This is a genomic window from Pseudomonas sp. St290, from assembly GCF_018325805.1.
Lineage (GTDB): Bacteria > Pseudomonadota > Gammaproteobacteria > Pseudomonadales > Pseudomonadaceae > Aquipseudomonas > Aquipseudomonas bijieensis.
Genome location: NZ_AP014703.1, coordinates 3,684,031 through 3,705,731, shown reverse-complemented (window position 1 = coordinate 3,705,731; position 21,701 = coordinate 3,684,031). Strand labels below are relative to the sequence as shown.

The following is a 21,701-nucleotide window of genomic DNA, read 5'->3' as shown; positions in this document are numbered from 1 at the left end:
GAGACAGGCGCAATGACCGGGAATATGCAGTATCCAAACGTTCGTCGACCGGTCATTGCCCTGGTGTTCTGCCTGCTGTCGGGCGGCGCGTTCGGCGCGCCGCAGCCGATCACCGATTTGCCTTTGCAGGCCGAGGGCGACCAGCAATGGCGCCTGCCTGCGGGCCAGTACCGGGGCTCGTTCAGTATCGACCAGCCCATGACCCTCACGTGTGCGCCGGATGCGGTATTCCAGAGCCAGGGCGAGGGCAATGGCGTGATCATTCGCGCCCCGAACGTGCGGATCCAGGGGTGTACGTTCCTGGACTGGGGCCACGACCTGACGGCCATGAATGCGGCCGTGTTCATCCAACCGGTCGCCCAAGGAGCGGTGGTGCGTGGCAACCGGATGCAGGGCCAGGGCTTCGGTATCTGGGTCGATGGCACGCGGGACGTCAGCCTGATCGACAACCGCATCCAGGGCGACCCCAGCCTGCGCTCCCAGGACCGTGGCAATGGCATCCATTTGTATGCCGTACACGGCGCCCGGGTCATCGGTAACCAGGTGCGCGAAACCCGCGACGGTATCTACATCGACACCTCCAGCGGCAACCTGCTCCAGGGCAATGTCCTCGAGGATCTGCGCTACGGCGTGCATTACATGTTCGCCAACGATAATCGCCTGCTGGATAACGTCACCCGGCGTACCCGCACCGGTTATGCCTTGATGCAAAGCCGCCAACTGACGGTCATCGGCAATCGCTCCGAACAGGATCAGAACTACGGGATCCTGATGAACTACATCACCTATTCGACCCTGCGCGACAACTTCGTCACCGACGTGCGCGACGGGTCCACCGGCGACACCATGATCACCGGCGCCGAGGGCAAGGCCCTGTTCATCTACAACTCATTGTTCAACCGCATCGAAGGCAACCATTTCGAGCGCAGCGCCGTGGGTATCCACCTGACGGCCGGCTCGGAGGATAACCGCATCGCCGGCAATGCCTTCGTCCACAACCAGCGCCAGGTCAAATACGTTGCCACGCGGTTGCAGGAATGGTCGGTGGATGGCCGCGGCAATTACTGGAGCGACTATCTGGGCTGGGATCGCAACGGCGACGGCCTGGGCGATGTGGCCTATGAGCCCAACGACAACGTCGATCGCCTGTTGTGGCTGTATCCCCAGGTGCGCTTGTTGATGAACAGTCCGGGGATCGAACTGCTGCGTTGGGTGCAGCGAGCTTTCCCAGTGATGAAATCCCCCGGGGTGATGGACAGTCATCCGCTGATGGAAACGCCTGTCCAACCCCCGCCACGCAACAGTGCCCAGGAGGACGCGTCTTGAACGTCGTCGAGATCGAAGGCGTCAGCCAGTACTATGGCGATGTCGCCGTGCTGCGCGGGCTGGATTTGAACCTGGCCCAGGGCGAAGTGCTCGGCCTGTTCGGGCATAACGGTGCGGGCAAGACCACCACCATGAAGCTGATCCTCGGTTTGCTGCGGGCCAGCGAGGGGCAGGTGCGTGTCTTCGGCCGTACGCCCAGTGATCCGAGCGTGCGGCAGATGCTCGGCTACCTGCCCGAGAACGTGATGTTCTATCCGCAATTGAGCGGGCTGGAGACCTTGCGCCATTTTGCCCGGCTCAAAGGCGCTGCACCGGAGCAAGTGGAGCGTTTGCTGGAAGAGGTCGGGCTGGCGGGTGCCGCGACACGGCGCGTGAAAACGTATTCCAAGGGCATGCGCCAGCGTCTCGGTCTGGCCCAGGCGTTGCTCGGCCAACCGCGCCTGTTATTGCTGGATGAACCGACCGTGGGCCTGGACCCCATCGCCACCCAGGACCTCTATCAGTTGCTCGACCGCCTGCGTTGGCAGGGCACCAGCATCATTCTCTGTTCTCACGTCTTGCCTGGCGTGGAAGCTCACATCAACCGCGCCGCGATTCTCACCCGGGGTCGCCTGTTGGCCCTGGGCAGCCTGGCCCGGTTGCGGGAGGACGCCGGGTTGCCGACGCTGATCCGCGCCTCGGGGCTGTCGCGGGCCGACTGGCTTCGCCAGCATTGGCGCAGCGAAGGGCACGCCACTCAAGGCTGGGGCGCCGAAGGGGTGCAGGTGTCCGCGCCGGATGGCAGCAAGCTTAAATTGCTGCGCCAGTTATTGGCCCAGGATGACCCGTCGGATGTCGAGATCAAGCCGCCGTCGCTGGAGGACTTGTACCGTCATTACATGGTCCGTGCCGCGGCCGAGGAGACCAGCCTATGAATCCGGTCTGGAACATGGCCCGCAAGGAATTCAGCGATGGCCTGCGCAATCGCTGGTTGTTGGCGATCAGCCTGTTGTTTGCGGTGCTGGCGATCGGCATCGCCTGGCTCGGCGCGGCGGCGTCCGGTCAACTGGGGTTCACCTCGGTGCCGGCCACGGTGGCGAGCCTTTCCAGCCTGGCGACCTTCCTGATGCCCTTGATTGCCTTGCTGTTGGCCTATGACGCGATTGTCGGCGAGGACGAGAGCGGCACCTTGCTGCTGTTGCTGACCTACCCGTTGGGGCGCGGCCAACTGTTGCTGGGCAAGTTTGTCGGTCACGGCCTGATCCTGGCCCTGGCCACCTTTATCGGATTCGGCTGCGCGATGCTCGCCATCGCCCTGTTGGTGGACGATGTCCAACTGAGCCTGCTGCTCTGGGCCTTCGGTCGATTCATGGTGTCCAGCACACTGCTGGGCTGGGTTTTCCTCGGGTTGGCCTACGTGCTGAGCAGCTTGTCGGCAGAAAAATCCACCGCGGCCGGATTGGCCCTGGGGGTCTGGTTTTTCTTCGTGCTGGTGTTCGACCTGGCCTTGCTGGCGTTGCTGGTGCTGAGCGAGGGGCGGTTCAGCCCGGAGCTGTTGCCATGGCTGCTGCTGTTCAACCCTACCGACGTGTATCGGCTGATCAACCTGTCCGGGTTCGATGCCGCGTCCAGTGGCGCCGCGGTGCTGACCCTGGGCAGCGACTTGCCGGTGTCGGGGCCTTTGCTCTGGCTGTGCCTGGGCCTGTGGATGGCGGTTCCGTTGTGGCTGGCCTATCGGTTGTTCAATCGCCGGTGCCCGTGAATTTCTAACTTGATCAAGGGAGCATGCAACGATGAACAGGGTGTACTTCAAGACGGGCCGCCTCATGGCCGGATTATTGATGTGCCTGGCGCTGGCGGCTTGCGGCAAGGCCGAACCACCGGCGGCCAGCGAGGCAGCGCTGGCGTTCCATCCCAGCGATGAGTGCCATGTGTGCGGCATGGTCATTACCGATTTTCCCGGCCCCAAGGGCGCGGCGGTCGGGACCGATGGCGTGAAGAAGTTCTGCTCGCCGGCGGAGATGCTGGGCTGGTGGTTGCAACCGGAAAATCATCGGGCCGACGTCAAGCTGTATGTCCACGACATGGGCCGCAGCCATTGGAATACGCCGGATGACGCTCACCTGATCGACGCCCGGACTGCCTACTTCGTCATCGGTAGCGGGCTCAAAGGCGCCATGGGCGTCGTACTGGCCTCGTTCTCCGACCCCCAGGCGGCACAGAAACTCGCCAGCGATACCGGCGGTCGGGTGCTGCGCCTGGAAGACATTGATCAGAAGCTGCTGGGGCAGGCCACGGCCATGTCGCCGATGAGCCACTGATATTGTCTGCACACCGAACGGCTCTTGTGGCAAGGACGCTTGTGGGAGCAAAGCTTGCTCGCGATAGAGGCGCCTCGATTCTGCCAGACCGCATCGCCTCTATCGCGGGCAAGCCTTGCTCCCACATAGCGGGAGTAATCTCATCCCATGGAAGCGTCCACCCGCTACCCAAGTAGCATTCGTCGACCCGGCGCGGCTTCGTACACTCAGGGCTCCTATCACGCACCCGCCGGAGGCGAAGATGCAGCAGGCCCAGAGCGAAGGTGTGGTGAGTGCCATGTCCCAGGCCACGGACGTCCAGCAGGTGGCCCAGGAGTTGGCGCGGCAGTTGTTGCACCCGTACCTGGGCTTCGTGCTGTTTTTCTGTTCCGCCGAGTACGACTTGCCGGCCCTCGGCCAGGCGTTGTCCCAGAGTTTCGGCGGGATTCGCCTGGTGGGCTGTACCAGCGCCGGTGAAATCACCACCCAGGGTTACGGCCGCAATTGCGTGACGGCGGTGGGGTTCGATCATCGGCACTTTTCCATTGCCGCCGAGCTGATCGGCGAAATGGAGCACTTCAGCCTGATCGACGCCCAGCAAATGGTCGAGCGCCTGGCGAGCGGTTGCCGCAGCAATGCCTTGGCGCCGATCAAAGGCCACAGTTTCGCCTTGACCCTGCTCGATGGCCTGTCCAGTCGCGAGGAAATGGTACTGGCGGCGTTGAGCGCCGCGCTAGGGGACATCCCGCATTTCGGTGGTTCGGCCGGTGATGACAACTACCTGACCCACACCCATGTGTACTTCGAAGGCCAGTTCCACAGCGGCGCGGCCGTGGTGTTGCTGATCAACACCTGGCTGGAGTTCGAAGTCTTCACCACCCATCACATCCTGCCCCGGCAAGAGAAGTTGGTGGTGACTGGCGCCGACAGTACCTCACGACGGGTCTATGAGCTCAACGCCGAACCCGCTGCCGAAGAATACGCCCGGCATATCGGCGTGCCAGTGAGCGCACTCGACTACCGGGTCTTCGCCGCCCATCCACTGGCGGTGCGCATCAACGACCAGTACTACGTACGGGCGATCCAGCAGGTGCACCCGGACCTGAGCCTGAGTTTCTACTGCGCGGTGGAGAACGGCATCGTCCTCACTGCGATGACCCCCGGCCCGTTGCTGCACAACCTGCAAAGCCTGTTCGACGGCTTGCAGGCGCGCCTCGGCGACTTGCTGCTGACCATCGGCTGCGATTGCTTCCTCCGGCGCCTGGAGCTGGAAGATCGCGGCGGCCTGGAGCAGATCGGCCAATTCCTGCGCGAACAACGGGTGATGGGGTTCAACACCTATGGAGAACAGTTCAATGGCATGCATATCAACCAGACGTTCACCGGAGTTGCCATTGCCCGACATCGCGTCCCCGGACATCGCTGAGCTGCAGGCCCAGCTCGCCAGCCTGCAGCATGAAAACCGCAAGTTGCGGCGCATCAACGAGGCGCTGATCGAGCGGGTGGAGTCCGGCGTAACCCGAGGCAACGACCCCTATGCGGCGTTCCAGCACTCGGTGGTGCTGGCCGAACAGGTGCGCGAGCGCACCGATGCCCTGAACCAGGCCATGGCCGAGCTCAAGGCGGGCAATCACTTGCTGGGCGAGGCGCGGCTGCGGGCGGAAACGGCTCATCGGCACTTGATCGATGCGATCGAAAGCATTTCCGATGCCTTTGTGCTGTTCGACGAGCAGCAACGCATCGTCCTGTTCAACAGCCGCTTCAAGGCCTTCTGGGCCAACAGCCGGGTGCGCATCATCGCTGGCATGCGTCTGTCCGAGGTCAAGCGCCTGATGACCGCCAACGGGCTGTTCAGCGAAGAACCCCGCGGCCAGGCCGACGAGCATGTGCTGTATCGCTTGCAGAATGGGCGATGGCTGCAAGTCAGCGAGCGGCCGACCCAGGAAGGTGGACGGGTGATCCTGTTCACCGACATCACCGACGTCAAGCTCAGTGAAACCGTGCGCCGCGAGCAGGCCATCGCGCAGAAGTCCCACTTGTTGCAGCGGGCGGTGGACAACCTGTCCCAGGGCGTGGCGATGGTCAACGCCCAAGGTGTGCTGGAGCTGTGGAACCGGCGCTTCCTCGAACTCAGCGGCCTGGCCCCGGTGGCGGCTCATCGGCCGTTCAACGAAGTGATCGCCGACAGCGAACTGCAATTGTTGACCCCGGCCAGCCGCGACAGTAACGGCCGGCTGATCCACGAATGTGAGCAGCGCCTGTCCGATGGCCGGGTCCTGGAGATCCGCACACATCCACTGCCTACCGGTGGCTACGTCAACACCTTTACCGACATCACCGAGCGCTACCAGCACGCCGAGGCCCTGAGCGAAAGCGAGCGCTGGATTCGCCTGATCACCGACCATGTGCCGGCGCTGATCGCCTATCTCAATGCCGACCTGGTCTACGAATTCACCAACAAGGTCTACGAGCAGTGGTATTGCTGGCCCCGTGGCGTGATGCTTGGCCAGAGCCTGCGCGAAGCCCACAGCGAACAGCATTACCAGCGCCTGGAAGCCTACGTGGCCCGGGCCTTGGCGGGCGAGAGCGTGACGTTCGAATTCGCCGAGACCAACATCAACAACCAGGAGCGCTACATGCTGCGCTCCTATGTACCGAATCGCTTGGCCAACGGCGAAGTGGTGGGGATCTTCGTGCTGATCCGCGATATCACCGAACGCCGCCGCACCGCCGAAGCGCTGCACCAGGCCTATCAGAACCTGGAGCAGCGGGTCCAGGAGCGCACCGCCGAACTGACCACCCTCAACGACCAGTTGTTGCGCGAGATCGACGAGCGCAGCCGTGTGGAATTGCGCCTGCGCGAGGCCAAGCGCGAGGCCGAGCAGGCCAACCTGTCGAAGACCAAGTTCCTCGCCGCGGTCAGCCATGACCTGCTGCAACCGCTCAACGCCGCCCGGCTGTTCACCAGTGCGCTGCTGGAGCGCCGCGAGCCGGTGGCCAACACGCAGCTGGTGCGCAACGTCAGCAATTCGCTGCAGGACGTGGAGAATCTGTTGGGCACCCTGGTGGACATATCCAAGCTGGACGCCGGGGTGATCAAGGCCGATGTCGCACCGTTCGGCCTCAGCGAGTTGCTCGATAACCTCGCCGCCGAGTATGTCCAGGTCGCCCGTAGCGAAGGGCTGGCGCTGCACTATGTCGGCTGTTCAGTGTTGGTGCGCAGCGACATGCAATTGCTCGCGCGGATCCTGCGCAATTTGCTGACCAATGCCATTCGCTATACCCCCAGCGGCCGTGTCGTGCTGGGCTGCCGGCGGCATCGCCAGAGTGTTTCGATCCAGGTCTGGGACAGCGGCATCGGTATTGCCGAAGACCGTCTGGAGGAAATATTCCAGGAGTTCAAGCGCGGCGACGTACAGCGGCCGAATCAGGACCGTGGGTTGGGCCTGGGCCTGGCGATCGTCGAGAAGATCGCCGGGATCCTCGGGCACCGGATCCAGGTGCGCTCCTGGCCGGGCAAGGGCTCGATGTTCGCCGTCGAAGTACCTTTGAGCGCCACTGCGCCCAAGCCGTTGCCATGCCTGGACATGAGCGAGCCGATGCTCGAGCGACTGCGCGGAGCGCGGGTCTGGGTGCTGGATAACGATGCGGCGATCTGCGCCGGTATGCGCACCTTGCTGGAAGGTTGGGGGTGTCGGGTGGTGACCGCGCTGTCAGAGCAAGACCTGGCGCGGCAGGTGGACAACTACCATGCCGAGGTCGACCTGCTGATCGCCGATTATCATCTGGACCACGATCAGAACGGCGTCGATGCCGTGGCCCGGATCAACGCCCGCCGGGGTTCACCGATCCCGGCGATGATGATCACCGCCAACTACAGCAACGAGCTCAAGCAGCAGATCCGCGAGCGCGGGCACACCTTGATGCACAAGCCGGTGCGGCCGATGAAGCTGAAGATTGCGATGAGTCATCTGTTGGGCCAAACCCAGGGCCATTGAGCCGAACGCTGTTGTGGCGAGGGAGCTTGCTCCCGCTGGGCTGCGAAGCAGCCCCCAGGGTCTGTCTGGCATATCGAGTTGTCAGGGTTTAGGGCCGCTTCGCGCCCCAGCGGGAGCAAGCTCCCTCGCCACAGGGTTGTGCGCCTCAACGCCGCAGATAGGCCCCGAAATCAATATCCCCGGCACTGAGGATCGCCTGCACTCGGTTGTGTACATTGAGCTTGCGCAGGATCGCCGAGACGTGGGCCTTGACCGTGGTTTCGGCGATGTCCAGGGTGTAGGCGATCTGTTTGTTCGACTCGCCCTTGGTCATGCGTTCGAGTACCAGCAGTTGCTTGCGGGTCAGGGCCTGGAGCAGTTCCGGCGGGAACGCCGGGGTTTCGTTCAGGCGCCGGCCCATCGGGCTTTTTTGCGTGCGAATGATGTCGGGCGGCAGGTACACGTTGCCGTTGAGGATCTGCTCGATGGCGTCGGTCATCTGCGAGCGTGGCGAGGATTTGGTGATGAAGCCCACCGCGCCATAGGTGATGGCCTGCAGCACCACCTGCTTGTCCTGCTCGGCGGAGACGATCACCACGGGAATGGTAGGTGCCTCGTTGCGCAGGTTGATCAGGCCATTGAGCCCGTGCATGCCGGGCATGTTCAGGTCCAGCAGGATCAGGTCCAGGTCGTCGTGCTCGGCAGTCAATGCCAGGGCACTGTCCAGGTCGGCGGTCTCCATGACCTCGCTGCCAGGAAAACCGTCGCTGATGACGTTGTGGATGGCTTCGCGAAACAGTGGGTGATCGTCGGCTATCAGGATTTTATACATGGCCATTCACCTCGTTATTGTCGTGTGGGGCAGGGCAGTTGCACGCACTTTTGCATGATCATGGAAAGGGTTCGGGCCGGGCCGCTTGCAAGGGCAGGTTGGCCGCCTCCCAGGCATCGATGCCATCGCGGTACCAATACACATGGTTATAGCCCATGGCCGCGGCGCGTTTTACCGCGTTCCAGCTCAGCCAGCAATCGGCGCGGCAATAAAAGACCAGCGGTAGATCCAGCCGCCCGCCGGTGGCCGTGCGCAGGTGATGGCTGAAGTAGGCCTGCCAGGTGGGGTCGAGATCGCCGTCACCGGTATTGGCCAGCCACAGGCTGCCGGGGAGGTTGGCATGGGGTTCGCTGTCGATGAAACGTCCCTGGACCCAGGGACGGCGATAGACGTCGATCAGGATCGGGGGGGAGGCTTGGCCAAGCAGGCGTTGCAGGGCCTGGGTGTCGAGGGTCTGGGCGCCGTCGACGGTGGCGGGCGTCGGGCTGCGGTATTGGGCGATGCGATAGCCCTGTGCTGAAAACAGCGCGGTATCGGCCTGCGCGACATTCAGCGCCAGGCCCAGCAGGAGGATCGCCAGCAAACGGGGCATAGGATTTATCCTTTTTGTTATGCGCCCATTACATGCCAGGGTCGAGGTCTTGTGAATGCGACCATAGACAGGAAAACCGGTACTAAAGTAGTAATTTGAGTGTTAAAGACCCGCGCGACATGGAGAACATGCACCGAACCCTGTGGGAGCAAAGCTTGCTCGCGATAACGGTGTGCCAGTCAACATCAATTCTGGATGAACCGCCGCCATCGCGAGCAAGCTTTGCTCCCACAGACTGTGCAACGAGGCGTTAGCTGCCGGCCTTGCGCAACGCCGCATGCTGCGGATTGAACGTCCACACCGCCAGCAGCGCGAACACCAGGGTCAACCCCACGCACACCACCATCGCCAGCAGGTTGAACCGCTCATACAGGGCAAACCGCACCAATTCCACACCATGGGTGAACGGGCTGACTGCGCAGAGCCAGTACAGCCACGGGCTGGCTTCCTGCATTTTCCACAGCGGGTACAGCGCCGAAGACAGGAAGAACAGCGGGAAAATCACGAAATTCATCACCCCGGCAAAATTCTCCAGTTGCCGGATGGCATTGGACAGCAGCAAGCCCAGGGCGCTGAGCATCAGGGCCACCAGCAGCAAGGCCGGCAGGGCCAGCAGCAGGCCCATGGTCGGTGGCTGGATGCCGTACAACCAGGCGATGGCGAGGAAGGCATAGACCTGCAACAGCGAGATCAACGAGGTCGCCAGTAACTTGCTTGCCAACAGGAAAGCCCGGGGCAGGGGGCTGGTGAGCAGGACGCGCATGCTGCCCATTTCCCGGTCATAGACCATCGACAGCGAACCCTGCATGCCGTTGAACAACAGGATCATGCAGGCCAGCCCCGGCACGATGTACACCTCGTAGGGGATGTAGGTGTCGTAGGGGGCGATGATGGCGATGCCCAGGGCCGCGCGAAAGCCGGCGGCGAACACCAGCAGCCACAGCAGTGGCCGCACCAGGGCGCTGAGTAGCCGTGTGCGTTGCAGCACGAAGCGCAGCCATTCGCGCGTCACGATGCCGCTGAAACAATACCAGTACGCGCTCATGGGTGGACTCCCTTGGCGGTCAAGTGTGTGAAGGCTGAGCCGAGGCTGCCGCCGTGTTCCAGGCTCACGGCATCGGCGCGGCCACTGGCGACCAGGCGGCCTTGATGCACGATCAACAGGTCGTCGCTGGGCTGCACTTCGTCCAGCAGGTGAGTGGTCCAGAGCACGCTGATGCCTTGCTCGCTGCACAGTTGCCGGATGTGCAGGCCCAGGGCGAGGCGGCTGGCCGGATCGAGGCCGACGCTGGGTTCGTCGAGCAGCAACAGGCGCGGTTCATGGAGCAGGGCGCGGGCGATTTCCACCCGGCGTCGATGGCCGCCGTTGAGGTCGCGCACCCGCTCGTGGCGCCGCTCGGTCAGGTGCTGGCGGGTCAGTTCGGCGTCGATGCGGACGGCGCCCTGGCGTCGCGAAAAGCCGTGCAGCGCCAGGTGATAGCGCAGGTTCTGTTCAATGCTCAGGTCCAGGTCCAGGGTGCTCTGTTGGAACACTACGCCCAGCTGGCGCAAGGCCGGTCGTGGTGACTTTTGCAAGGAGTGGCCGCCAACGCGGATGTCGCCGTGCTGTAAGTCATACAGCCGGGTGAGCAGGGCGATCAGCGTCGACTTGCCGGCCCCGTTGGGTCCCAGCAGCGCGGCGAAACGTCCGGCGGGCAGACTGAAACTCATCTGTTTGAGGGCTTCGCGTGCGCCATAGGCAAAGCTCAGGTCGCTGACTTCCAGGGCGTTCATGGCGTAACCACCACGCCCCAAGGGTAGCGCCCGACTTTCACCGACTTGAGGACCTTGCGGCTCTCCACATCGATGACCGAGACGTCACCGCTGACGCCGTTTGTCGCCAACAGTTGCTTCTGGTCCGGGGTAAACGCCAGTTGCCAGACTCGGCGGCCCACCAGCAGGTAATCCAGCACTTCGAAGGTCTTGGCATCGATCACCGCCACATGGTTGGCCGGGCCCAGCGCGACGAACGCCAGTTTGCCGTCGGCACTGAGCTTGATGCCCACCGGCTGGACCTTGTCCGGGTGCACGCCTTTGATCTGGAACGTCAGGGTCTTGAGGATTTTACGCGTAGCCACATCGAGCACGGTCAACGTGCCGCCGATCTCCGCCGAGGCCCAGAGCTGCGTACCGTCGCGATTGAATTCGACGAAGCGCGGCCGCTGGTCCACCAGGGTGTTGTCGGCCAGGGTCTGGGTGCTGGTGTCGATCCAGTGCAGCATGTTGGTGGTTTCACTGGTGTTGACCGCCCACTTGCCGTCAGGGCTCACGGCCATGCCTTCGGGCTCGACACCCACGCCGATCTGGCCCAGCACTTCGGAGGTCTGGGTGTCGATCACCGTCACCAGCGCATCGTCTTCGTTGGACACATACAGCCAACGGTCGTTGGGGTGCAGGGCGAATTGCTCTGGATCTTTGCCGGAGGGCAGTTCCTTGATGATTTTGCGGGTGGCGACGTCCATCACCTGGACCCGGTCCGAGTCACTGGCGCAGATGTACAACAGGCGATTGTCATGGGACAGCAACAGGCCTCGGGGGCGTTGGCCCACCGGTAGGGTGTCGATGACTTCCAGGCTTTGCATGTCGATCAGGCTCAGGCTGTTGTCTTTCTCGTTGGAGACCCAGGCGATGCTGGCGGCGGCGGGGCCAGCGGCCAGCAGGGCAGCGCCCAGGGCGAGGGCTTGGCAGAGCCGGGCCGGGTAAATCAGGGAGCGACGCATGGCGGTTTCCTTATTGTTGTTATCGATCAGGGGTAACGGCAGCTCACCTCGGGCTGGTCATAGCCCAGGCTGTCCATTTCATTGGTAGGGTGGAGGAAACCGTCCTGGGGCGAGGTGCTGACCAATGCCCGGGGTTGGACCAGGGGAATGGGTTGGCGCAACTGGCCGTTCCAGGGCCGATAACTGAGCTTGCGGCCCTTGAAACCGTCCAGGGGCAACTGGTCGCTGAGGGCCAGTTGGCGGATAGCGAGCGGGTCGTCCTGACGCAACTTGCTCACCGCGCTGGCGATGCTGCGCACGGCGATCCAGGCGGCGAAGTCGCGGTCGTTCATCCAGCGTCCGGCCAGGGCTTCGAAGCGTTTTTGCAACTGCGCCGCGCCGTAGGTTTCCACGGTCTTGTGCCAACCGGTGGGCGTCAGCCCTTGGGTGCCGGCCACCGGGCGTGGGTACCAGGTCTGGTAGGGCAAGTATTCGCCGAAGTCGCCGCGCTCGTCGGCCACCAGCACCACGTCGTACTCGGCGGTCTGGGTGAACAGCGGCATGTCGGCCTGGGCGCTGCGACGCTGGTCGTTGTCGAACTGCCAGGCCTTCTCGGCGACGATCTTCATGCCGAAGCGTTTCATCGCCCGGCGTAATGCGGCGGCATAGGCCTGGTCCTCGGGCGTCTGGCCCACGATCAGCAAGGCCCGCTGCCATTTACGCACGACGCTGAATTGCACCAGAGCATCGGCGAGCATGGCGCGGTCGGGCAGGCTGTGCAGCACGTTGCCCAGGCAGTCGGTGGTACGCAGGCTGTCGTCGGGGCTGCCGGCGTTGAACAGCAGGCTGTCGGGCAGGGCGGCGCTGAGCTGGCGCAGGCTGGCGACCGGTGCGTTGACCACGAACAGCCGCAGGCCCTGGTCGTGTTGGGCGCGGGCGGCCTGGAGCAGCGCTTCGGGAGTGTCGACGCTGGCGCTTTCCAGGCGGTAGTCGTGATTGAGAAAACGTCCGGTGCTGTTGCTGTCGATGATCGCCAGTTCAGCACCGCGCAAGCCGGCATCGGCCGGTTCGGCAATGACGTTGGACAGTAGCGGGCCGGGGTCGGGGCGATAGCCCAGGTAGCCGATGCGCACTTGCAGCGGTGTGGCATCGCCAGCGTGAGCGGTTGCCGCTGCCAGCAGAGAAACCAAGGCGTAACTGACGAGCCGGCGCATGACATCCTCCATTGCGGGTAGCGCCAGCATAGGAAGCCAGGGGGGCGGGGGAAATATGTAGAAAGTACCGCCGGTGCAGTACCAAGGTAGTAACTCGCCTTGGCGGCCGGGGTTTTAGCATGCAAGGCATCGTCATTGACCAGGAGGGACGACCATGCGGATTCTCAAAGCGCTGCTGCTGCCGTTTCTGCTGATCCTGAGCCTGGTTGGCGTTGACCGGCTGGCCGGTAAAAAAATCGGGTGCAATGGACATAAAAGCTGCGGCCACCCCGTAACCCCAGTGGGAGCGAGCCTGCTCGCGATAGCGGCCTCACATCCAACATTATTGTCGACTGACCCACCGCTATCGCGAGCAGGCTCGCTCCCACAAGGGATTTGTGTCCGGCGCGGATGTGAGTTCATCCCGGCAATGGGTCGCTAACCGTGTCAGCCCTCTGGCGCATCAACCTCTGGGTGTCAGCCTTTTTCGCCCTGGTTACCCTGGCCTGTGCCGTCCTGTTGTTGCACCAAGCCACGACCGATGTGAGACGAGAACTGCAATCGGCCGAGTCGGTGGTGCATTACCTGCGCGAAACCGCCGAGCGCGACCCGGCCAGTCTCCAGATGCGCTTGACCGGTAGCCTGCGTCATGTGCGGGTCCACTGGTTGGCCCCTGGGGAGCTGTTTCCGGCGGATGAGAAAGGGATAAAGGCCTGGTTCGGGCGTCGACTCCTGGAGGACGGGCCCGCCGCCCAGGTGGTGGATTTGCCTGACGGTCGGCGGGCCTGGATTGCCGTCGATCCTCGGGATGAAATCGACGAGATTCTCGATTCATTGGTGCAACTGCTGGGCGTTTGCGCCCTGGCGCTGTTGCTCAGCCTGCTGGTGATCCGCTGGGCGGTGCGCCGGGGCATGCGTTTGCTCGATGAGTTGCTGCAGGCGCTGCGTCAGGTGTCTGCCGGAAACCTGCAGGTACGCCTGGGCACTGAGGGGCTCCCGGAAGCGCAGCAACTGGCGAGGTACTTCAACCGCATGACCGCCGCCCTGGCCGAGGCCCAGGCTGACAACGCCCGGCTCACCCAGGCCTTGCTGGCTGTGCAGGAACAGGAACGTACCCGGCTGGCCCAGACCCTGCACGATGACCTGGGCCAATACGTGGCCGGCATTCGCGCTCACGCCTGCCTGTTGCGCCTGGTGACAAACCAGCCGCAAGCGCTGGAGCAGACCGTCAGCCAGCTCGAAGACCATTGCGAGCATTTGCAGCATGGCTTCCGGGCGCTGGTGCATGACTTGTACCCGGTGGTGTTGCAGCACTTGTCGTTGAGCGATGCCATAGGGGTGTTGGCGGGGCAATGGCAAAAGACCCAGGGCATTGCCTGTCGGGTGTCGATCGATGAGGCGTTGCCGCCGTTGTCCGGTGCCGACAAGACCCATCTGTATCGCTTGTTGCAGGAAGCCCTGACCAACGTCGCCCGCCATGCGGGCGCCAGCGAGGTGCGCATTCGCCTGCAACACCGTGCCGGACGTTTGCGCCTGCTGGTGCGTGACAATGGCCGTGGGGCCACGCAACCGGCACGAGCAGGCGTTGGCTTGCACTCGATGTCAGAGCGGGCCCGCAGCCTGGGGGGTGAGCTGCGCATCATCAGCCAGCCTGGCGCCGGTTGGGCGCTGGTCTTGAATATTGCCTTGGAGGCGTGATGAACATTTTGTTGGTGGATGACCACGCGGTGGTGCGGCAGGGCTATGCCAGCCTTCTGCGGGTGTTGATGCCGGACCTGCTGGTCCGCGAAGCGGCCACCGGAGAGGAGGCCTTGAGCCTGGTGCAGGAGCAGGTGCCGCACCTGGTGATCATGGACTTCGGCCTGCCCGGTATCAGCGGCCTGGAAACCACGCGGCGATTACGCCAGCGCCTGCCGCAACTGCGCGTGCTGTTCTTCAGCATGCACGATGAATTGCCGTTGGTGCGCCAGGCGCTGGACGCCGGTGCTATGGGCTACCTGACCAAGAATTCGGCGCCCCAGGTGCTGGTGGAAGCGGTACGCCGGGTGCTGGCCGGCCATGCCTACATCGAACAGTCCCTGGCCACGCAACTGGCCTGCGCCAGCTCCAGGCACGATGTCGACCCACGCCTGCAATGCATGACCCAGCGGGAGTTGGAGATCTTCGTCATGCTCGCCAAGGGCACCCCCGCACGCACCATCGCCGAACAGCTGTGCATCAGCGCCAAGACCGTGTCGAACCACCTGACGCTGCTCAAGAGCAAGTTGCAGGTCAGCTCCCATGCCGAGCTGGTGCACCTGGGGATTGATATGGGGGTGGTGCGGGTGGCGGGGTGAAAACCCTCATTCCCAGGCGATGACGATCCACTGTGGCGAGGGAGCTTGCTCCCGCTGGGGTGCGAAGCGCCCCCAAAAACCGGCACCTCGGTGCATCAGGTCCATTGAGTTGACCCTATTGAGGGCTGCTTCGCAGCCCAGCGGGAGCAAGCTCCCTCGCCACAGGGTTTATGTGCTCCAGAGCCTTCACTGATCCCAGGAAGTCGGGCACCCCGTACAACCCTGCATGTTCGCATCCTGAAAATTCCCGTAATGCTGGCGAGAACCGCTCAGGTTGGCCTGTTCCAGGTTGCTTTCGCCGAGCTTGGCTTCTTGCAGGTTGGCGTCACGCAGATCGGCGCCCTTGAGGTCGGCCTTGCTCAGCCAGGCCATTTCCAGGTCAGCGGCTTGCAGGTTGGCCTCGTGCAGTCGCGCGCCGGACAAGCGAGCGAACTGAAGATAGGCTGCGGTCAGGTCGGCACGCTGGAACTGCGCACCCTGGGCGAACAGCCCCCAACCCTGGATCGCCTTGAGCGTGGCGCCGCTGAAGTCCGCCAGGCGCAGGTTGCTTTGCTGCAGACTGGCACGGGTCAGGTTGGCGCCCTGTAGCTGGGCTTTTTCAAGGTTGGCCAGGTCCAGTCGCGCATGGCGCAGGTCGGCGTCGCGCAGGTCGGCACCGCTGAGGTTCATTTTGCGCAGGTCCTGGTTCGCCAGTTTTGCTCCACGCAGGTTGGCGCCGGGGCATTGACTGGCTTCGGCGATGAGGCAGCCGTTGATGGTCAGAGGTGTTTCGGTGTCGTCGGCGTTGGCATGGACGCAGATGAGCAGAAGCAGCAGAGGGAGAAATCTCATGGCAGTAAACTCGGTTGACTGTGGGAGCGAGCCTGCTCGCGATAGCGGCGGGACATTCAACATCACCGCTGACTGAACCATCGCTTTCGCGAGCAAGCCCGCTCCCACAAGGGATCTGCAGCGGACACAGATTTTGTGTCCGACAACCATCAACTGTGGGAGCGGGCTTGCTCGCGAAGCCGGCGGCACATTCAACATCACTGCCAACTGAACCACCGCCATCGCGAGCAGGCTCGCTCCCACAAGGGCTATTGGCGGGCCACCTTGTTATCCCAACTCGGAATCTTGAACACCCAGAACGACCCGCCCTGGGCAACCGGCTTGGTCAGTTCGGCCATGTCGCCGCCCCACAACGGCACGGCGCCGCCGTAGCCGACGGTCACGCCGATGTACTGCTCGCCGTCCTGCTCCCAGGTGATGGGCGGGGAGACGATGCCGCTGCCGGTCTGGAATTTCCACAGCTCCTGGCCGGTCTTGGCGTCGAAGGCCTTGAAGAAACCATCGCCGGTACCGGTGAACACCAGGTTGCCCTTCGTCGCCAGCACGCCGGCCCACAACGGCAGTGCTTCCTTGTGCTCCCAGACCACTTTGCCGGTAGTGGGGTTCATCGCCCGCAGGCTGCCGACGTGATCGTCGTACATGCGCTTGATGCGAAAGCCCATGCCCAGGTAGGCCGAGCCCTTCTTGTAGTTCACTTCCTCGGTCCAGTATTCCTCCTTCCATTGGTTGCCAGGGACGTAGAACAGCCCGGTGTCCTGGCTGTAGGCCATGGGGTTCCAGTTCTTGCCGCCGAGGAAGGGCGGCGAGACTTCCACCGGTTTGCCCTTGGTTTCGCCGGGCAATGGCTTGGCCGGACGTTGGCCGGGATTTTCCACTGGGCGACCGGTCTTCAGGTCGATGTGGCTGGCCCAGGTGATGTTGTCGACGAAGGGGAAGGCGTTCTGCAGCTTGCCGTTGTTGCGGTCCACCACGTAGAAGAAACCGTTGCGGTCCGCGTGGGCGGTGGCCTTGACCACCTTGCCGTCCTTGTCCTTGTAGTCGAACAGCACCAACTCGTTGTTGCCGGAGAAGTCCCAGGCGTCGTTGGGCGTGTGTTGGTAGAACCACTTCACCTCGCCGGTGCTCGGGTCGACACCGACCTGGCCGGAGGTGTAGAGGCTGTCGTAATCGTGAGGGTTGCCATCCTTGGCCGTGCGCGCCCAGGTGTTCCACGGGCCGGGGTTGCCCGCGCCGACGATGATGGTGTTGGTCTCGGCGTCGAAACTGGCGCTCTGCCAAGGTGCGCCGCCGCCATGGCTCCAGGCTTCGACCTTGCCGGTTTCAGTGGTCTTGTCGTCGGGCCAGGACGGCGCCTTGACGTCGCCGGTCGGCGTACTGTCCTTGCCGTTGAGGCGGCCCATGTGGCCTTCGACGAAGGGGCGCATCCAGACTTCTTCGCCGGTGTCCGGGTCGCGGGCAAACAGTTGCCCGACCACACCGAACTCGTCGCCGGAACTGCCGTGGATCAGCAGCATCTTGCCACTGGTCTTGTCCTTGATCAGCACCGGGGCGCCGGTCATGGTGTAGCCGCTGGCGTGGTCGCCGAACTTCTTGTTCCACACCACCTTGCCGGTGTTCTTGTCCAGGGCGACCACCCGCGCATCCAGGGTGCCGAAGTAGATCTTGTCGCCATAGATGGCCGCGCCGCGGTTGACCACGTCGCAGCACGGGCGAATGTTGTCCGGCAGCCGGTGGTTGTAGGTCCACAGGCGCTTGCCGGTCTTGGCGTCGAGGGCGAACACCCGCGAATACGAGCCGGTGACGTACACCACGCCGTCGCTGACGATGGCCTGGGACTCCTGGCCGCGCTGCTTCTCGTCGCCAAACGAGTAGGACCAGGCCGGGGTCAGTTTGAACACGTTCTTGTCGTTGACCTGGGCCAGCGGGCTCCAGCGCTGGGCGTTGGTTCCCATGCCGTATTGCAGCACGTCCTTGGTGGTCAGGTGATCGTTGGCGATGTCTTCCCAGGTGACGGCAGCGCTGGCCACGGGGCTCAGCGACAGACTACCGGCCAGCAGCAAGGCAACGGTCAAGGAAGAGAGGGCGGGTAGCGTTTTTATTCTCATGGTGGCAGTTCCCAGTGAAAGGTTTTGGCCTGACTAGGGTGAGTCGCGCCATGGCCTGGCCGATACGGAAAAAGTCCCGCCTTCGCCGGGAAGACTTCCCGAACCGCCTGTCTTTGCGACCTGCGTCGGATGGCTTGCTACCAAGGAACTAGAACGCGGCCACCAAAGCAGCATTCGGCTGGGGCAGGGGGGTTCCTAAGATGACGGCACGGCTTCTTCACAGAGGTCTTGCGTGCAATCCAGAGGGCATAACAATGACAACTAAACGCAACGCCATCATCGCTACCGCACTGCTGATGGGGCTGATCGGCGCAGGCTCCGCATGGGCCCATGGCAACGTAGTGCCCCAGGCAGTGGAAACCAAGGGTCTGACCCCGATCAAGGACGCCAACTTGCCGTTGGACGCTGATGGGTGGGCTTCCCAGAACCCGTATCGCAACTCTCCCGAGCGTGACAAAGCCGTGGAAATCGGCGCCTCGGCCTACAACCAGAACTGCGCGGCCTGCCATGGCCTGGAGGCCAAGTCCGGCGGGATCGCCCCGGACCTGCGCATGCTCGACGCCGCCGAAGCCGGCGATGAGTGGTTTGTCGAGCGCGTCCGCCACGGCGCGGTGCGCGACGGCCGGGTCTACATGCCGAAAATGGCCGACTACCTGAGTCAGGAAGCCTTGTGGGCGGTGCGCACCTATCTCGACAGCGTGCACGTCGAGGAGTGATCGCCATGCGCCTGTTCGCGTGGGTAATGTGCAGCTTGTTCTTGTGTGGCCAAGCGGTGCAGGCGCAGGTGCGCAGTTACGACCAGATGATCGCCGCCGGGGAGTTGAAGGTGGCGGTCTACAAGGACTTCGCGCCCTACAGTTTCGAAGACCACGGCCAACCCAGGGGCGTGGACGTGGAGCTGGCCCAGGCCTTGGCCAAGGCGCTTGGCGTGCGCTTGCAATTGATCTGGGCACCGCCTGGCGAAAAGCTCGACGACGACCTGCGTGATTACATCTGGCGCAGCAGCCCACTGCACGATCGGCAATTGGCCGACTTGATGATGCGTGTGCCCTACGATCACGACTACGTGCAAAGGCGCAACGACATCGGTGAGCTGGAAAATGCCCAGGTGGTGATGTTCGGGCCTTATCAGCAAGAGTGCTGGCAGGTGGCATATGACCGCCGCCGACTGGATTCGGTGGGCAGCGTCGCGGTGTTCCAGCAACACCCCATTGGCGTTGAAGTCGACAGCGTGCCGTCGTTCTACCTGACGTCAGTGTTCAACGGCATGCTCAGCGCCAAGACCCACCATTATCCCGGTGTCAGCCAGGCCTTCAAGGCCATGCAGGCCGGGGAGGTGGACGCCGTCATGGCCATGCGTGGGGAAATCGACTGGCAGGTGCACGAGGCGGCCGATCCGCAACTGGCGCTGGCGGAAAATGCCTACCCGAACATGGGCAAGCAACGCTGGGAAATCGGCATGGCGGTGCACGAAAGCAACCGTCAGTTGGCCTATGCGGTGGAAGAGGCGCTGGAAGGCTTGATCCGCGACGGCAGCGTCAAGACGGTCTATGCCCATTACGGCCTGCGTTACGACGTGCCCGAGATGTACCAATAGGAGCGCAGGGATGAAATGGCTCGTGTGGTGCCTGCTGTGGTGCAGTCTGCCGATGATCGCGTGGGCGGCTGTCGAGCCAGGCAAGGATCCGGTGCCGTCGGTGATGTGGGCCTTTTATCACAAGCAACTGTTGGGCGACGCGCCGTTCGTGTTCGACGACCGGGTGCGGCTGCTGGCACCACCCTTTGCCGAAGACGCTCGCCAGGTTCCACTGGAAATCGATGCCCGGGCCTTTACCGGCGACGTCGTACGAGTGTTGGCCTGGGCCGAGCTGAACCCGTTGCCGAAAATCGTCGACTTCCAACCCGGAGCGCGGGTGCTGCCCTGGCTGTCGATCCGCATTCGTATCGAGCAAGCCACCCCGCTGCGCGCGGCGGTGCAGACCCGCGATGGCCTGTGGCACGTCGGTTCGACCCTGATCGATGCCGCCGGTGGTGGCTGTACCGCACCCAGCGTAGTGCGCACCCAACCGGGTTGGGAGGAGCATTTGGGCGAGGTGCTGGGGGCCCGCTATCCCCGGGGCGAGTCGAGTCGTCTGCGTCTGCAGGTGGCCCATCCGATGGATAACGGCCTGGTGAGCGGCATCCCGGAATTCTTCCTCAACCAGGCGCAACTGCTGGACGCCGACGGCCAGGTCCTGGCGCGCCTGGAGTTGTTCCCGGCAGTCAGCGAAAACCCCAACCTGGGTTTCGACATCCAAGGCCCCGGGCAGACCCGCCTGTTGCTGCACGATAACAGCGGCAATGCGTTCGAAGCGGCGATTCCCTGACTACAAGGAGCGCGCCATGCGCTGGTTGTTGCTGATCTTCCTGAGTCTGTGTCTACCGACGTGGGCCGGAACAGACTATTCGCTCAAGCCTCGGCAGATCGCCGAAGGCACCTGGCTGCTGGAAGGCAGCACCGAGAATTTTGCCAAGGCCAACGGCGGTAACATCGTCAACACCGCGTTCATCGTCACCGATACCGGCGTGGTGGTGATCGACACCGGGCCGTCGAAGCGCTACGGCGAGGCGCTGCGCCAGGCCATTGCCACGACCACCGATAAGCCAATCATCCAGGTCTTGCTGACTCATCATCACCCCGACCATGTACTGGGCAATCAGGCTTTCAGTGACGCGCCCATCGGGGCCTTGGCGGGCACCACGGACCTGCTGCGGCAACAGGGCGATGCGCTGGCGGAAAACATGTACCGGCTGGTGGGCGACTGGATGCGCGGCACCGAGGTGGTGTTGCCAACCCAGGTGCTGGAGCCCGGTGTGTTGAAGGCGGGTAACCATACCTTGCGACTGCTGCAACTGGCCGGGCACACCGGGGCCGACCTGGCGATCTTCGACGAAACCACTGGCGTGCTGTTCGCCGGCGACCTGGTGTTCTACGAACGCGCTTTGACCACTCCCAACAGTCCGGGACTCGAAGTCTGGCTCAGGGATCTGGACACCTTGCAGGCCTTGCCCTGGAAGCAGATCGTGCCCGGCCACGGCCCGGTCGCGACCGATGCCCGGCCTTTCTTGCAGATGCGCGACTACCTGGGCTGGCTCGACCAACTGATGCGCGACGGCGCGGCCCGGGGCGACGACATGGCCGAGATGATCCGCAGCCCCATTCCTGAGCGCTTTGCCGGGATCAGCCTGAGTCGTTATGAGTTGATTCGCAGCGTCAGTCATCTCTATCCACGTTACGAGCGGGCGGGGATGAAGCGGGTGGACACCCAACCCGAATGATTCAGGCTGTCCCGTGGCGAGGGAGCTTGCTCCCGCTGGGCTGCGCAGCAGCCCCTGTTATCAGTCACTCTGGCCATCAATATTGACTGGGCTATTTTCAGGGCCGCTGCGCGCCCCAGCGGGAGCAAGCTCCCTCGCCACGGGGGGGGGGCGCTGCTCCTCCACATGTACCAA

The 21,701-nt window shown here is 63.4% G+C and carries 20 protein-coding genes; 12 read left to right on the top strand and 8 right to left on the bottom strand.

All coding sequences use genetic code 11. The features are described from left to right. Positions 1-12: 12 nt before the first annotated feature. From PBDP_RS16165 to nahK, 6 genes are all read left to right on the top strand, one after another. Positions 13-1,326: a nitrous oxide reductase family maturation protein NosD gene (locus PBDP_RS16165; protein ID WP_212800930.1), complete on the top strand. Its 1,314-nt coding sequence runs from the start codon at positions 13-15 to the stop codon at positions 1,324-1,326. Then, entirely contained in the window at positions 1,323-2,240 is a 918-nt protein-coding gene (locus PBDP_RS16160) for an ABC transporter ATP-binding protein (RefSeq protein WP_212800929.1), read from the top strand. The genes PBDP_RS16165 and PBDP_RS16160 overlap by 4 nt, the downstream gene beginning before the upstream one ends. After that, entirely contained in the window at positions 2,237-3,067 is an 831-nt protein-coding gene (locus PBDP_RS16155) for an ABC transporter permease (protein WP_109754259.1), read from the top strand. Before PBDP_RS16160 ends, PBDP_RS16155 begins: the two co-directional genes overlap by 4 nt. Positions 3,068-3,098: 31 nt before the next feature. Then, complete coding sequence (locus PBDP_RS16150; RefSeq protein ID WP_116832549.1) at positions 3,099-3,626, top strand: nitrous oxide reductase accessory protein NosL; 528 nt, start codon at positions 3,099-3,101, stop codon at positions 3,624-3,626. Positions 3,627-3,867: 241 nt separating this feature from the next. After that, positions 3,868-5,031, top strand: coding sequence for a nitric oxide-sensing protein NosP (gene nosP, locus PBDP_RS16145; protein WP_109754257.1), 1,164 nt, complete (start codon positions 3,868-3,870; stop codon positions 5,029-5,031). Next, complete coding sequence (nahK, locus tag PBDP_RS16140; RefSeq protein WP_414479203.1) at positions 4,961-7,603, top strand: hybrid sensor histidine kinase/response regulator NahK/ErcS'; 2,643 nt, start codon at positions 4,961-4,963, stop codon at positions 7,601-7,603. Before nosP ends, nahK begins: the two co-directional genes overlap by 71 nt. A 145-nt stretch (positions 7,604-7,748) precedes the next feature. On the opposite strand, the gene PBDP_RS16135 is transcribed toward nahK, so the two are convergent. The 6 genes from PBDP_RS16135 to PBDP_RS16110 all read right to left on the bottom strand — a co-directional run bounded on the left by PBDP_RS16135 (position 7,749) and on the right by PBDP_RS16110 (position 12,958). Further along, a complete protein-coding gene (locus PBDP_RS16135) occupies positions 7,749-8,414 on the bottom strand; it encodes a response regulator transcription factor (RefSeq protein ID WP_053122521.1) in 666 nt (221 codons plus the stop codon). A gap of 58 nt (positions 8,415-8,472) precedes the next feature. Further along, entirely contained in the window at positions 8,473-9,006 is a 534-nt protein-coding gene (locus tag PBDP_RS16130) for a PQQ-dependent catabolism-associated CXXCW motif protein (RefSeq protein WP_212800928.1), read from the bottom strand. A 250-nt stretch (positions 9,007-9,256) separates the two neighbouring features. Continuing rightward, positions 9,257-10,051, bottom strand: a complete 795-nt coding sequence (locus tag PBDP_RS16125) for a lanthanide ABC transporter permease protein PedC (protein ID WP_109754254.1) — start codon at positions 10,049-10,051, stop codon at positions 9,257-9,259. Beyond that, positions 10,048-10,779, bottom strand: a complete 732-nt coding sequence (locus PBDP_RS16120) for a lanthanide ABC transporter ATP-binding protein PedB/LutE (RefSeq protein ID WP_212800927.1) — start codon at positions 10,777-10,779, stop codon at positions 10,048-10,050. The genes PBDP_RS16125 and PBDP_RS16120 overlap by 4 nt, the downstream gene beginning before the upstream one ends. Further along, entirely contained in the window at positions 10,776-11,765 is a 990-nt protein-coding gene (locus PBDP_RS16115; protein WP_109754252.1) for a YVTN family beta-propeller repeat protein, read from the bottom strand. The genes PBDP_RS16120 and PBDP_RS16115 overlap by 4 nt, the downstream gene beginning before the upstream one ends. Positions 11,766-11,791: 26 nt before the next feature. After that, positions 11,792-12,958, bottom strand: coding sequence for a lanthanide ABC transporter ABC transporter substrate-binding protein PedA1 (locus PBDP_RS16110; RefSeq protein WP_212800926.1), 1,167 nt, complete (start codon positions 12,956-12,958; stop codon positions 11,792-11,794). 423 nt (positions 12,959-13,381) lie between these two features. On the opposite strand from PBDP_RS16110, the gene PBDP_RS16105 reads away from it, so the two are divergent. Together PBDP_RS16105 and PBDP_RS16100 are read left to right on the top strand one after the other, a co-directional pair. Continuing rightward, positions 13,382-14,635 carry a HAMP domain-containing sensor histidine kinase gene (locus PBDP_RS16105; protein ID WP_212800925.1) on the top strand — a complete coding sequence of 418 codons (1,254 nt, stop codon included), beginning with the start codon at positions 13,382-13,384 and terminating at the stop codon, positions 14,633-14,635. Beyond that, the gene (locus tag PBDP_RS16100; protein WP_109754248.1) at positions 14,635-15,273 is read left to right on the top strand and encodes a response regulator; all 639 of its coding nucleotides are present in this window, start codon (positions 14,635-14,637) and stop codon (positions 15,271-15,273) included. Before PBDP_RS16105 ends, PBDP_RS16100 begins: the two co-directional genes overlap by 1 nt. A gap of 186 nt (positions 15,274-15,459) precedes the next feature. Here PBDP_RS16100 and PBDP_RS16095 read toward each other — a convergent pair whose 3' ends face one another. Continuing rightward, entirely contained in the window at positions 15,460-16,104 is a 645-nt protein-coding gene (locus PBDP_RS16095) for a pentapeptide repeat-containing protein (RefSeq protein WP_109754247.1), read from the bottom strand. Positions 16,105-16,352: 248 nt separating this feature from the next. Then, on the bottom strand, positions 16,353-18,209 hold the full coding sequence (gene exaA / locus PBDP_RS16090) for a quinoprotein ethanol dehydrogenase (protein ID WP_212800924.1): 1,857 nt from the start codon (positions 18,207-18,209) through the stop codon (positions 16,353-16,355). A gap of 254 nt (positions 18,210-18,463) precedes the next feature. On the opposite strand from exaA, the gene pedF reads away from it, so the two are divergent. The 4 genes from pedF to PBDP_RS16070 are packed head-to-tail and all read left to right on the top strand — an operon-like array spanning position 18,464 to position 21,527. Then, a complete protein-coding gene (pedF, locus tag PBDP_RS16085; protein WP_109754245.1) occupies positions 18,464-18,925 on the top strand; it encodes a cytochrome c-550 PedF in 462 nt (153 codons plus the stop codon). A gap of 5 nt (positions 18,926-18,930) precedes the next feature. Further along, positions 18,931-19,806: a substrate-binding periplasmic protein gene (locus PBDP_RS16080; RefSeq protein ID WP_109754244.1), complete on the top strand. Its 876-nt coding sequence runs from the start codon at positions 18,931-18,933 to the stop codon at positions 19,804-19,806. Between the two features lie 10 nt (positions 19,807-19,816). Further along, a complete protein-coding gene (locus tag PBDP_RS16075; RefSeq protein WP_116832540.1) occupies positions 19,817-20,575 on the top strand; it encodes a quinoprotein dehydrogenase-associated SoxYZ-like carrier in 759 nt (252 codons plus the stop codon). 16 nt (positions 20,576-20,591) lie between these two features. Beyond that, complete coding sequence (locus tag PBDP_RS16070; protein WP_116832539.1) at positions 20,592-21,527, top strand: quinoprotein relay system zinc metallohydrolase 1; 936 nt, start codon at positions 20,592-20,594, stop codon at positions 21,525-21,527. The last annotated feature ends 174 nt before the right edge of the window (positions 21,528-21,701 follow it).

Excerpts from the sequence above, each read along its gene's own strand:
- PBDP_RS16165 (WP_212800930.1), top strand. The coding sequence starts at position 13 with ATGACCGGGAATATGCAGTATCCAAACGTTCGTCGACCGGTCATTGCC.
- PBDP_RS16155 (WP_109754259.1), top strand. The coding sequence starts at position 2,237 with ATGAATCCGGTCTGGAACATGGCCCGCAAGGAATTCAGCGATGGCCTG.
- PBDP_RS16150 (WP_116832549.1), top strand. The coding sequence starts at position 3,099 with ATGAACAGGGTGTACTTCAAGACGGGCCGCCTCATGGCCGGATTATTG.
- nosP (WP_109754257.1), top strand. The coding sequence starts at position 3,868 with ATGCAGCAGGCCCAGAGCGAAGGTGTGGTGAGTGCCATGTCCCAGGCC.
- nahK (WP_414479203.1), top strand. The coding sequence starts at position 4,961 with ATGGCATGCATATCAACCAGACGTTCACCGGAGTTGCCATTGCCCGAC.
- PBDP_RS16135 (WP_053122521.1), bottom strand. The coding sequence starts at position 8,414 with ATGTATAAAATCCTGATAGCCGACGATCACCCACTGTTTCGCGAAGCC.
- PBDP_RS16130 (WP_212800928.1), bottom strand. The coding sequence starts at position 9,006 with ATGCCCCGTTTGCTGGCGATCCTCCTGCTGGGCCTGGCGCTGAATGTC.
- PBDP_RS16125 (WP_109754254.1), bottom strand. The coding sequence starts at position 10,051 with ATGAGCGCGTACTGGTATTGTTTCAGCGGCATCGTGACGCGCGAATGG.
- PBDP_RS16120 (WP_212800927.1), bottom strand. The coding sequence starts at position 10,779 with ATGAACGCCCTGGAAGTCAGCGACCTGAGCTTTGCCTATGGCGCACGC.
- PBDP_RS16115 (WP_109754252.1), bottom strand. The coding sequence starts at position 11,765 with ATGCGTCGCTCCCTGATTTACCCGGCCCGGCTCTGCCAAGCCCTCGCC.
- PBDP_RS16110 (WP_212800926.1), bottom strand. The coding sequence starts at position 12,958 with ATGCGCCGGCTCGTCAGTTACGCCTTGGTTTCTCTGCTGGCAGCGGCA.
- PBDP_RS16100 (WP_109754248.1), top strand. The coding sequence starts at position 14,635 with ATGAACATTTTGTTGGTGGATGACCACGCGGTGGTGCGGCAGGGCTAT.
- PBDP_RS16095 (WP_109754247.1), bottom strand. The coding sequence starts at position 16,104 with ATGAGATTTCTCCCTCTGCTGCTTCTGCTCATCTGCGTCCATGCCAAC.
- exaA (WP_212800924.1), bottom strand. The coding sequence starts at position 18,209 with ATGAGAATAAAAACGCTACCCGCCCTCTCTTCCTTGACCGTTGCCTTG.
- pedF (WP_109754245.1), top strand. The coding sequence starts at position 18,464 with ATGACAACTAAACGCAACGCCATCATCGCTACCGCACTGCTGATGGGG.
- PBDP_RS16080 (WP_109754244.1), top strand. The coding sequence starts at position 18,931 with ATGCGCCTGTTCGCGTGGGTAATGTGCAGCTTGTTCTTGTGTGGCCAA.
- PBDP_RS16075 (WP_116832540.1), top strand. The coding sequence starts at position 19,817 with ATGAAATGGCTCGTGTGGTGCCTGCTGTGGTGCAGTCTGCCGATGATC.
- PBDP_RS16070 (WP_116832539.1), top strand. The coding sequence starts at position 20,592 with ATGCGCTGGTTGTTGCTGATCTTCCTGAGTCTGTGTCTACCGACGTGG.